10 protein-coding genes are annotated in these 11,598 nt (G+C 62.7%); all 10 read right to left on the minus strand.

The window, feature by feature from the left end; genetic code table 11:
* Positions 1–19 precede the first annotated feature (19 nt).
* Genes KIP88_RS09590 through KIP88_RS09635 form a run of 10 tightly spaced genes read right to left on the minus strand, consistent with a single transcriptional unit; the run spans position 20 to position 11,470 of the window.
* Positions 20–862, minus strand: a complete 843-nt coding sequence (locus KIP88_RS09590; protein WP_308163352.1) for a carbohydrate ABC transporter permease — start codon at positions 860–862, stop codon at positions 20–22.
* Positions 859–1,791 (minus strand): carbohydrate ABC transporter permease, encoded by a 933-nt coding sequence (locus KIP88_RS09595; RefSeq protein WP_214487647.1) that lies wholly within the window; start codon positions 1,789–1,791, stop codon positions 859–861. Before KIP88_RS09595 ends, KIP88_RS09590 begins: the two co-directional genes overlap by 4 nt.
* Entirely contained in the window at positions 1,788–2,909 is a 1,122-nt protein-coding gene (locus KIP88_RS09600) for an ABC transporter ATP-binding protein (RefSeq protein ID WP_214487648.1), read from the minus strand. The genes KIP88_RS09595 and KIP88_RS09600 overlap by 4 nt, the downstream gene beginning before the upstream one ends.
* On the minus strand, positions 2,902–4,188 hold the full coding sequence (locus tag KIP88_RS09605; protein ID WP_214487649.1) for an alkaline phosphatase family protein: 1,287 nt from the start codon (positions 4,186–4,188) through the stop codon (positions 2,902–2,904). The genes KIP88_RS09600 and KIP88_RS09605 overlap by 8 nt, the downstream gene beginning before the upstream one ends.
* 3 nt (positions 4,189–4,191) lie before the next feature.
* On the minus strand, positions 4,192–5,484 hold the full coding sequence (gene phnA / locus KIP88_RS09610) for a phosphonoacetate hydrolase (protein WP_214487650.1): 1,293 nt from the start codon (positions 5,482–5,484) through the stop codon (positions 4,192–4,194).
* Positions 5,471–6,823, minus strand: coding sequence for an amidase (locus tag KIP88_RS09615; RefSeq protein ID WP_214487651.1), 1,353 nt, complete (start codon positions 6,821–6,823; stop codon positions 5,471–5,473). The genes phnA and KIP88_RS09615 overlap by 14 nt, the downstream gene beginning before the upstream one ends.
* Positions 6,820–8,736, minus strand: coding sequence for an ABC transporter permease (locus tag KIP88_RS09620; protein ID WP_249790647.1), 1,917 nt, complete (start codon positions 8,734–8,736; stop codon positions 6,820–6,822). The genes KIP88_RS09615 and KIP88_RS09620 overlap by 4 nt, the downstream gene beginning before the upstream one ends.
* A 7-nt stretch (positions 8,737–8,743) precedes the next feature.
* Positions 8,744–9,457 carry an ABC transporter ATP-binding protein gene (locus KIP88_RS09625; RefSeq protein ID WP_308163355.1) on the minus strand — a complete coding sequence of 238 codons (714 nt, stop codon included), beginning with the start codon at positions 9,455–9,457 and terminating at the stop codon, positions 8,744–8,746.
* Positions 9,450–10,271, minus strand: coding sequence for an ABC transporter ATP-binding protein (locus KIP88_RS09630; RefSeq protein ID WP_249790648.1), 822 nt, complete (start codon positions 10,269–10,271; stop codon positions 9,450–9,452). Before KIP88_RS09630 ends, KIP88_RS09625 begins: the two co-directional genes overlap by 8 nt.
* Positions 10,268–11,470 carry an ABC transporter substrate-binding protein gene (locus KIP88_RS09635; protein WP_214487652.1) on the minus strand — a complete coding sequence of 401 codons (1,203 nt, stop codon included), beginning with the start codon at positions 11,468–11,470 and terminating at the stop codon, positions 10,268–10,270. Before KIP88_RS09635 ends, KIP88_RS09630 begins: the two co-directional genes overlap by 4 nt.
* Positions 11,471–11,598: the final 128 nt, after the last annotated feature.

Consider the following 11,598-nt stretch of genomic DNA (forward strand, 5'->3'; position numbering starts at 1 on the left):
GGACGGTCTCCATTTTGGACTACCTTGTGGTCGTTACAGCGAGGCCGTCGATAAACCGGCGCTGCGCGATCAGGAATGCAACGAGGAGCGGGGCGACGATAATCACGGCGCCGGCCATCAGCGGGCCGAAGAATTGCCCGGCTTCATCGTCACGGAAGAGCAGAATGCCGAGCGCCGGCGTGGAAATTTCCTCGCGGCGCACCGCGATGAGCGGCCAGAACAAGTCGTTCCAATGGGCCACGACCGAGAAGATGCCAAAGGCAGCCAGCGCCGGGGCGGTCATGGGGATCATGATGCGCCAGATGATCTCGAACTCGCCGAGCCCATCGAGGCGCGCTGCGTGAATCATCTCGTCGGGTATGGACCGAAAGAACTGCCGCAGCAGGAAAATGCCGAAAGTAGAGATCGCCCACGGCAGGATCAGCGCGGCATAGGTGTCCAGCAGCCCAAACACGTTCAACAGGACGAAATGTGGAATGGCGAGAGCTTGAGGCGGCAGCAGCAGGCCGACCAGCACCGCGGAGAACAAGGTGTCCCTGCCGTGAAAGCGCAGCTTCGCAAGTGCATAGGCACAGGGAATGCAGACAAGGAGCTGCAGCGCGAAGATCGCTGCGCACACCAGCACCCCGTTTAACAGGAAGCGGAACATCGGCGCCGCCGTTAGCGCGACGCGATAGTTCTCGACCCCATGAAAGGCCGTCGGCCAAAAGTGGAAATCGGCCTGGAAGATCTCTTCCGGCGGTTTGAGTGACAGGCTCACCATCCAGAAGAACGGCAGCAGTGCAAAAGCCGCGGTGAGAATCAGAATCGCGTGCCGGGCAACCCGGCCAACGAACCGTCGATCTGAAAAGCGGGCAATCACGAATAATGCACCCGCTGTTCGAGAAGCCGCGCCTGTGTCAGCGTAAGCAGCACAACGATTGCGAGATAGACCACGGTGAGTGCTGCGCCATATCCCATGCGCAGGAAATCGAAGCTCTCGGTGTAGAACCGATGCAGCAGCACCTCGGACGCATAACTCGGCCCGCCCCCGGTCAGGACGCGAACGCTGTCGAAGACCTCGAAGGACCGTGTCGCCGTCAGGATGACGACGAACATGGTGACCGGCCCCAGCATGGGCAACGTCACGATACGCAGCCGGTCCAGAACGCCGTCGGCGCCGTCAACGGCGGCTGCGTCGTAGAGGTGCTGCGGAATGGCCTTCAGGCCGGATACGAACAGCACCATGGCGAAACCGAAGCCTTGCCATATGCCGATCACGGCCAGAGCGAGTAGCGCCGTTCGCTCGTCCCTAAGCCAGTTCACCCCGGCAATCCCCATTCCGCCCAGGGCGCGGTTCACGAGGCCGATCGTAGGATGCAGCATGGTGCCCCATACGATCGCCATCGCCGACATTGTGGACATCACAGGAAGGAAATGGGCGGCCCTGTAGAAACCACGCAGGCCGGGACTGGCCTCAATGAGCAGAGCCACGACGAGACCGAGCAGCACCGTGCCCGGCACAACGATGGCCACATAAACCAGCGTATTGCTCAGTGCCTTCCAGAAGGTCGGGTCCGTGAACAGCGTCCTGAAATTCGCGGTCCCGATGAAATGAAAACTCAATGATCCCAACTGCCAGTCTGTCAGGGAGAAGAGCACCACCGCCGCAACCGGGCCGAACAGAAGGCCGATCAGCAACAGCACTGCCGGCGATACGGCGAGCCAGCCAAGCCCATGCTCTCCCGATCGCTTCGCGGAGCTTGCTTTCGCATCGACCCTGCTGGGACAGTCCTGGTCAAGAGCTGTCACGCTGCGGCCTCTATTTGCTCGGCGTGGCGCTGGCGCAGGCCCGCGCCGTCAAATTGCAACAAGCAAGCCGGGTCGATCTGAAGGCCGACCGGACGGCCTGGTTCGGAACGCGATACGTCGGGATGCGTACGCACGACGACGGTGCCGCGCCCATCTCCAAGCGCCACGTTCAGGAAGATATCGGAGCCGAGATTCTCGACGCTTGCGACGACGCCATTGAGTCTTCCATCCCCGGACGCAGTTATTCCGACGGCCTCTGGACGAAACGCGAGGTGCCTCGTGTTGCCATGAACGCCTGGAGGAAGCGTAGCACCCAGAGATATCCAATCCGCGCAGGAAACCACGTTGATCTTTGGGCTGCCGATCATCTCGGCGACCCGCAGGTCCTGCGGGTCACGATAGAGCCGCTCCGGCCGGCTGACCTGAAGCAGTTCGCCGGCCATCATTACGGCGACGCGGTCGGACATGGTCATCGCTTCCGCCTGATCATGGGTGACGTACACGAAGGTGACGCCCAGACGGCGATGCAGCGCGATGATTTCCGCGCGCATCTGCACCCGCAACTTGGCGTCGAGGTTTGACAGCGGCTCGTCCATCAGGAACACTGCGGGCTGCCGCACCATCGCGCGGCCCAGCGCGACGCGCTGGCGCTGACCACCGGAAAGCTGGCCCGGCTTGCGGTCCAGCAGATGGGCGATATCGAGCATGCAAGCTGCCTGCTCGACCTCGGCGCGAATCGCCTTTTCAATGCCGCCGCGTCCCGGCAACGCACGGCCCACAAATGGCAGCCGCTGGGCGAAGCTCAGGCGCCGGGTCCGCAGTGGCAAGGCGACGTTGTCGAATACGCTAAGATGAGGATAGAGCGCGTAAGACTGGAATACCATGGCGACGTCGCGCTCCTTGGGGCGCTTGTCGTTCACGCAACGGCCACCCACCATGACCTCACCGCTATCCTGCGCCTCCAGCCCGGCGATGATCCGCAGCAAGGTCGATTTCCCGCATCCGGAGGGGCCCACCAGGGTAAGAAACTCCCCATCACGAATGTTCAGCGACACCCCTTTCACAACAGCGGTTTCGCCGTAGCTCTTCTTGATGTGGCGCAGTTCGATCTCAGCCATTGCGGCCTCCATGTCCGGCCTGGAGCGGACGCCCATCCATTCCGGAGGCAGGAAGCCCGAGATGCGTGAGAATGGTTGGCGCGATGTCGATGATGCAGGAAGGTTCCTGCCTCGCCACGCCATGGCTGAAGCCCGCGCCGTCGATCATGAGAAAGGGTGCTTGCTCGCCTGCACCGAGGCCGCCGTGCTGACCGCTGCCGAGGATATCTGCCTTGCCACCGGCACGCTCCGCGACGAGGCTGGTGCCAGCCACACCGTAAGCATTGGGTTCCTCGCTCGCGCGCATGGAGACCGCAAAGGCGAGGCCGTGATCCCGGGCTTGCCCCACCGACGCCAGTGCGCCGCTATCGAGAACGGTTTCCGCCCATTCCTGACCGGCGAGGAAGTCGCCGACCAACGGCGTGCGCGCGACGAAATCGGGATGGACATAGAGCAGCGCAGAGGTGCCGTTCGAGGCGACGACCACGTCGGTTGACTCAGGGCTCTCCTTCAGTCCAGCTGTGACCAGTTCTTCGTCGATATCGATGACGCCGGTGACCGTCTGATGGCCGTGATCTGATCCTATCAGCAAAAGAATATCATCCCTGTCGGCGAGCGTGGCCACCGCGTCCATGACGCGCCCGGCATTGCGATCTGCCTCTTGCAAGACCGCAAGATGACCGGGCGATCCCATGGGCAAGGCGTGCTGCGTGGCGTCCGGCTCGCCGAGCCACAGCACGGCAAGCGCAGGAGGATCAGACTGGGGCAACACCGCCTCGCGGATGAAGCGCTCGGTCATCGCCCGGTCGCCCTCTACATCCAGCGTGACGCGAAGCTGCTCGTCTTGCGGCAGCGGAACACGGCCGCGGCCGAACGATCCGGCGCGATGATAGACCCGCCCAAATCCATCCGGATCGTGCGCATAGGCTGCCCCTGGCGAAACGTTGCTGAAGATGATGGCACCGCCGCGGTCCGCCAGGCGCTCGGCCAAAGTTGGGACGGCCAGCGCGCGCCCGGTGACGCGCCGCTTGTGCTGGAGGAAGTCGGGGCGACCCGCATCGTGCCGAACGAGGCGCCCGTTTTCCATGAGCGCCATGGTGTTACCCTGCAGGCCGTGGCGCGCCGGATGGCAACCGGTCGCCAGGCTCGCCGAGACCACCCGCGTGCAGGATGGAAACACCGTGCGATGGGCGGCGAACTGCTCGGAGCGCTCGGCAAAGGCGGCAAGACGGGGCGTTGTCTGCCGCGTCACGAGATCGCGGCGAAGACCATCGAGGATGACGAGAATGGCGCGAGGCATAAATCAGACTTCCATATCGTTGAGCAGGACCGAAAAGACATCGTAATTGCGAAGCGGTTTCCCTGCCCTGCCCTCAACCCGTTCGGCCTTAAGCGGGTGAGAGAGGATGAACGGCACCACCTGCTCGGCGAGCCCGCCATGAGAACGCAGCCGCTCGCCCGAGAGCTGCGAAATGTCGTGGTCGCTTGCATGGTCGCCGAGGGCGACGCCCGATCTCGCCACCACGGCGATGTCACCTTCGCGATCTTCCGGCAGCTCAAAACGCAGGCACGCTTCCTCACGCGGAGCGGCCATGCAGACGCCGGGAATCTGCCGAACGAAGTTCAACACCGCGGTGATGGAAGGCTCCGTCCGTTGCAGATGGACACGGACAAAGCCGCCCAGAGCGCCATGGTGACGCACGAAGGGATCGGTGATCGGGCAGATGACGCGGGTTGCGCCCACGCCGAAGGCGGCATCCAGCAGGTCGCCAAGATAGACGACGTTCGGCTCGCCGCCCGGATGGGCCATGTCGTTCATGCCATGGTCGGCGACGATCCCGACGCAGGCGCCGAGCACGACCAACCTTGCGAGCCGCTGGTCCACCGCACGCATAAAGGCGATCGCTTCGGGAGCATCCGGCGCGTGTTTGTGCTGCACATAATCGGAAAGCGACAGATAAAGCAGGTTTGGCCGGCGGCTTTCAAGCAGGCGAATGCCGGCATCGAGCACGAACAAGGAAAGATCGGCGGAATACTGGTCTGGCGCTCCACGCCCCACCAGCGCACCGACTGCGGAAATGCCGTTCTCCGCATCGGTCGCCTCGTCGGCTTTCTCGGCAGAGAAAGCGATGCCGTCGAGCCCATGACCGAGCGCCTTGCGCAGCTTGTCCTTGGCAGTGACGGCGGCAACCTTGGCTCCCGCTTGCGAGAACGCTGCCAGAATAGTCGGCGCGCGCACAGGCGTGGCGTCTACCATCATGATTTCTTCGCCGGTATCGCGGTCGAGATAGAAATTGCCGGAGACACCGTGAACGGCGGGCGATACACCGCAGACGATGGACACGTTGTTGGGGTTGGTGAATGTCGGCATTGCTGCGAGCGCGGAGGCGGCGAAGCCTTCCCGCCGCATCCGGTCGATGGCAGGGATGGCGCCGGCGACGCTGGCAGCCTCAATATAGGCCGGATCGCAACCGTCGAAACAAATGACCACAGTGGGATGTTTCGGCCACGCATAGGCGCGCCCGTTCACTCTCACCACAGGTCTCTCCGCGCGATAGGACGCGGCATCGGTCAAGATTCGATCAGGCTTGTTCATGGGAAGACTCAACGTTGAGGGTTGCAGCATCTGCGAGCCACGCCGCCACGCGCAGAAGATTGCGGTCGCCACCCTGACAACCCACGAGCTGAACACCGATCGGCATGCCATTCATTCCGCGCAGCAGCGGCAGCGACACGGTCGGCAATCCGCACAGGCTCCACGGCATCGACATGGCGCCGGAGCCCGGCCCCTCCTCGAGGCGTGTGGCCTCTCCTGGCGCGGAGAGCGTGATCAGGGCGTCATGATCATAAAACAGTGCCGCGGCCAGAGTGGTGAGCCGGTCGGCCATGGTCTCGAGTTCGAGATAATTTGCGGCGCTCAACGCGCGCCCGGCGACGATGCCCTCCTGCAGCGGAGGGCAGAAGCTGCGGAACGTTTCCTCCGGCAGGGCACCGAAACGATGTGCCAGATGCGCGTTCAAAAGGCACAGCACGACCTCAAGCGCCATATCGAATTCGCTGGGAAGATCGACATCCATCACGGCTACAGGCAGTCCGGCGACCAAACGATCGAGCGCTTGACGCGCGTCGGGACTTACCATGTGCCAGCCTGGCCCACGGACCAAACCGATCCTGGGCGGATGTCGCAGTGCTTCAACCTCCGCGAGCCTGCGATCGAATGCTCCGGCAAACAGCGTGAGGTCGTCGACAGACCGAGCCAGCAGGCCGACATGCGCCATGCGGGGGACCAGTACGTTCGAGCCTCGCATGCTGGTGAAACCGAGCGACGGCTTGAAGGCGAACGCGCCGCAAAACGAAGCGGGTAGCGTCGTGGATGCGGTGTGCTGGGTGCCGAGCGCCAGCGGAACCATGTGATCGACGACGGCCGCGGCAGAGCCCGCCGACGACACGCCCGGTGAGCGCGACAGATCCAGGGGATTATGGGTCGGACTGGGATGATACATTCCGAATTCGGACGTCGTGGTTTTGCCGACGATGAGCGCCCCTGCTCCGTGCAGCATGCTGACGGCATCCGCGTCTTCGGTTGGCCGACGCCCACGCAAACTTCCGCTGCCGTATTCGGACGGCATGTCGCTGGTATCGAACACATCCTTCACGCCGACCGGCAGACCATGCAGCCGGCCGAGCGGGTATCCAGCCGCCTGCCATTGATCTGCTTGCCGCGCGCGTTCCCGCGCCAGATCGGCATCCAGGAAGCTCCAGGCCTTCACCTGCGGTTCGCGAACGGCAATACGCTCCAGGCAAGCTTCCATCACGGATACCGCCGTCAGCCGGCGATCGCGGATCGCACTGACGATCGTGCGAGCCGACAATTCGTTCAATCGCTTGCTGTTCGAAACGAGCGCTAGCTTCTGGGTGCCTGATACGTCATTCATCGTCCGATAGCCTCCATCGCCTGCGGGACCTCGGCGGATTTCGACGTTGCATCTTGCCGGCGAAGATTTGCGGCGAGTGCAAGGGCATGGGGCCATAACCCGTCGCGAAACAGCAGGACGCAAAGAACAAAGACGGCGCCCTGAATTGCCACGATCCAGGCGCCGAACGGCGACAGGAAGTGCTGCATCGTCACCAACACGGCGGCGCCGACGAGAGGCCCGCCGAATGTGCCGATACCGCCGATCAACGCCATCAGCACAGCTTCGCCCGAGAGATGCCAATGCACGCCGGACAAGGTGGCCAACTGGAAGACGACGGCACTCATGGAGCCGGCGACGCCGGCGCAGAAGGCCGCGATGGCGAATGCAGCGAGTTTGTAGGCGTCGACATTGTGCCCCAGCGACAGGGCCCGGCGTTCATTGTCGCGAATGGCGATCAACATCATCCCGAACGGGGAGTTGATCAGACGGCGCAGGCCGAAGAGCACGGCGAGCATAGCGGCAGCGCAGAGCCAGTAGACATTGGTGTCGTCGCGAAGATCGATCAATCCCAGCAACACGCCGCGGGGGACTGACTGGATGCCATCCTCGCCATGGGTGAAGCTGGCCTGCACATAGACAAAATAGACCATCTGCGCGATCGCCAGCGTGATCATGGCCTGATAGATGCCCCGGCGCCTGATCGCAAAGATGCCCATGACTATTCCGAGAACGAGCGCCGCCGCTATCCCGACGCCGATTGCGGCTTCCGGTGGCAGCGCCCACTCTCTTGCCGCATGCGCTGTGAGATAGGCCGCAGTACCGAACAAGGCCGCCTGGCCAAAGGACATGATGCCGGCAAATCCCAGCAGGAAATTGAATGAAGCGGCGAAGATGGTGAAGCAGAAGATCTTCATCAGATAGACGGGATAAAGCAGCATCGGCAGCGCCAATAGCGCGGCGACAGCCGCGAACACCGGCACCATGCCGGTCAGGCGTTTGGCGGCGGTTTCCTTATCCGCGGGCTCAATCCACGGCAGCCGGGCCGCCAGGAATTCGTGGGATCGGACCACCGAAATGCCGAACAGCCCCTGCGGCCGAAGCAGAAGCACAACGCACATGAAGGCGAAGACGATGAAGCTTGCCGCCTGTGGGACCAGCGCCTGCGTCAGGCTCTCGATCAGCGCAAGGGCATAGCTCGAGACGATGGTTCCCCCGATCGAACCCATGCCGCCGATAACGATGATTGCAAATACGACAAGCAGGATGTCCGAGCCCATCAGCGGGCTGACCTGGTAGATCGGTGCGGCCAGCGCTCCTGCCAGTCCCGCAAGACCGGCGCCCAGGGCGAAAGTGGCGGCGAAGACGCGGGGCACGCCGACGCCGAGCGCCTCGGCAGTCGCTGCATTTTCGGACGACGCGCGCAGAATCGAACCAAGACGCGTGCGTGCAATGGCGATCCAGACGATCACACATACGACAAGCGCCACGGCGACGACCCAAAGTCGGTAGGCCGGGAAATACAGGAAGCCGAGATCCAGCCCGCCGGATAACCAATCCGGCGCGGCGTAGGGAAGTCCGGTCGAACCGAAATAGGCCTGGAAGCCGCCCTGAACGATCATCGCCGCGCCGAACGTCAGCATGAATCCATAGAGCGGATCGAGACCGTAGGTTCGACGCAGCAACGAACGTTCGAGGATCACGCCGAAAGCGGCAACGCAGAGCGGCGCGAAAACCAGCCCTCCGAAATAGCCCAATCCGAGATATCGAGAACCGGCCCACGCAGCAAACGCGCCCATCATGTAGAGCACGCCATGCGTCATGTTGAGAATGTTGAGAAGGCCGAAGATGAGCGCCAGCCCGAGACTGAGCAGCGCATAGAACGAGCCGTTGACGAGGCCGATCGTAAGGTAGCCGAGGATGAGGTCCATCATGCAGGAATCACAGCGCAAGACGTTCGAGGAGCCGAGCCTTGACGTGCTCGCTGCCGCGGGTTTCGAGGTCGTCCACGACCGAACCGTTTTCGATCGCCACTACCCGATCGGCGAGATGCAGGACGAAGTCGAGGTTCTGTTCCACAAGCAGGATCGTGTAGCCGCGGCGCTTGAGTTCGATCAGCACATGCTCGATCTGCCTCACGATGACCGGCGCCAGTCCCTCGGTGGGTTCGTCCAGAAGAAGTGTCTGCGCGCCGGTACGCAAAATCCGGGCGATGGCGAGCATTTGCTGCTCGCCGCCGCTAAGCTGGTCGCCGTAGTGGCGTCCCCTTGTGCGAAGATTCGGGAACAGCGCGAAGATATCGGCCTTGGCCATGCCCGCGGCGCAGACCGCTGGAGGAAGGGCAAGATTCTCCTCGACGGTGAGGCTGGAGAAGATCGCGCGCTCCTCTGGGCAATAGCCGATGCCGAACCGCGTGCGCTCATATGGCCGCATTCCGCTTGCTTCGCGCCCGGACAAGATAATGCTGCCGGTTTGTCGCGGCAGTAAGCCCATGATGGCGCGAAGGATGGTTGTCTTGCCCGCGCCGTTGCGGCCGACCAGACAGGTCACCTCGCCTGGCCGAACCGCGAACCCGACACCGAACAGCGCCTGGGAATCGCCATACCACGCTTGCACATGCGAGAGGCGCAGCGAAACCGCATCAGCATCAGGCACGACGCTCGGCCCCGATATAGGCGTTGATCACGCGAGGGTCGCGCGCGACCTCGTCGTAGCTGCCCTCACAGAGGACCGAGCCTTCCGCGAGCACCGTGACTTTCGCTGCCAGACTTTTCACGACCTGCAGATTGTGCTCGACCAGAAGGACGCCACAGGTGGCGGCGACCCTCTTGATCAGGGCTGCGACAGGCGCGATGTCTTCCCGAGCCAGACCCGCCGTCGGCTCATCGAGCAGCATAAATTTCGGCGCGATCGCAATCGTCGTGACGATCTCAAGCAGTCGCCGGCGACCATAGGACAGATCCGCGGCCCGGCGTTCGCTTTCGTCCGTCAGCCCGCCTTGATCGAGAAGATGCCGGACCCTTACTTCATTTTCGTCCTGTCTCGAACGACCGCGCAGGAGCTGCAGACCCCGCACGTTCAGCGCGAGCGCGGTGCGGATATTGTCGGCGACGGAGAGATTTGGGAAAATCGAGCATATCTGAAACGATCGGGCGAGCCCGAGCCGCGCAAGACGGTTCGGTGAGACCGCAGTCACATCCGCACCGTTGAGACGAACCTGGCCGGCGGTTGGCGTCGTAAAGCCGCTGATCACGTTGAATAGTGTGGTCTTGCCTGCCCCGTTGGGCCCGATCACCGCATGGATCGACCTTGTGTCGAGATCGATCGAGACACCGCGAAGCGCCTCGAAATCGCCGAAGCGAACAGTCAGGTCACGGGCGGTCAGCAGCGATGTTGCAGCGCGTTTTCGGACAGCCGAAGCAATCGGCGCGGCTGCCCGCTGCGGATGATCAAGAAGGATGGTCGTCATCGAACGCTCGGAGCGGCGCAGCCCGCGGTATCGATCGAGCGAAAGGCGGTGTCGGCCGGGACCGTGGCGATGCGCTCATAATAGTCCCACGGAGCCTTGCTCTCGGCCGGGGTCTTCACACGATAAACACCGAGATCGTAGATCACGCGACCGTTTTCCTGGATGCGGATCTGCCGACCGAATTTATCGACGGGCAGCTTTCGCATTTCCGTGTTCACGATAGCGGCGTCGTCAGTCTTCGCTTTGCTGGCGGCCTTGAGATAGTGCAGCACGCTCGTATAGACGCCGGCTTGCTCACGGGTCGGCATGCGTCCATGAGTTTTGAAAAAGCGTTCCGAGAAGGCGCGCGTCCCATCGGTGTCATTCCAGTAAAAGCCTGACGTGATGATCAGGCCCTGGGCCGCTTCGAGGCCGACACTGTTGATGTCGGTGACGAACGCATGGAGAGCCGCGACGCGCTGGCCACCGCGCATGATACCAAATTGGCCAGCCTGCTTGATGGCGTTGACGGTGTCAGCGCCAGCGCTTGCCAGAGCTACGACCTGCGCTTGCGAGGACTTCGCGCGCAAGAGAAGCGCGGAGAAATCGGCCGTGCTCAGCGGGTGGCGAGCGCTTCCGGTCACCTTGCCTCCACGTTCCTCGACGACGCGCGCGGCGTCCTTTTCGAGATCGTGGCCGAATGCATAGTCCGCGGTGAGAAAATACCAGGACTTCAGGTCCTGCTGCATCAGGGCGGCGGCGGTCCCGCGCGCGAGCGAGTAGGTGTCATCCGTCCAGTGCGTGGCAAAGGGAGAGCAGCGCCCTCCGGTTATCTCCACGCTGGCGGCGCCGGATATCATGAGGGACCGCTTTTTTTCGGTGGCGATCGCCATCAACCCGAAGACCACACCGGAATGCGGCAGGTCGGCGATGACATCAACACCGCGCCGGTCGAACCATTCACGGGCAATCGCCGACGCGACGTCGGGCTTGTTCTGATGGTCGGCAGTGATGATCTCGATGGGGACGCCGCCAGCGGATCCGCCCGAATCCTCGACCGCCATGCGGGCCGCCAGGATCGACCCGGGTCCGCCGACGTCAGCGACAACCCCGCTTTGATCACCCATCACACCGATGACGATCTTGTTGTCGGAAAATTGCGCGAGGGCGGACGTTGCCCCGCCGCACAACAGTAATGATGCGATGATCAGCCTACGCATGGACTATCTCCTGTTTCCAAGCTCGGCGGACTGATAGAGGGCCCACGTAACACATTTGTGACGACTAAGGTACATTTGGGCACTTGTGGACAAGTATGAAGATTTGCCATTCCGACCCGGAAACAGGA

Origin of the sequence: Bradyrhizobium sp. SRL28 (genome assembly GCF_018596315.1) — a bacterium.
Classification (GTDB): domain Bacteria; phylum Pseudomonadota; class Alphaproteobacteria; order Rhizobiales; family Xanthobacteraceae; genus Bradyrhizobium.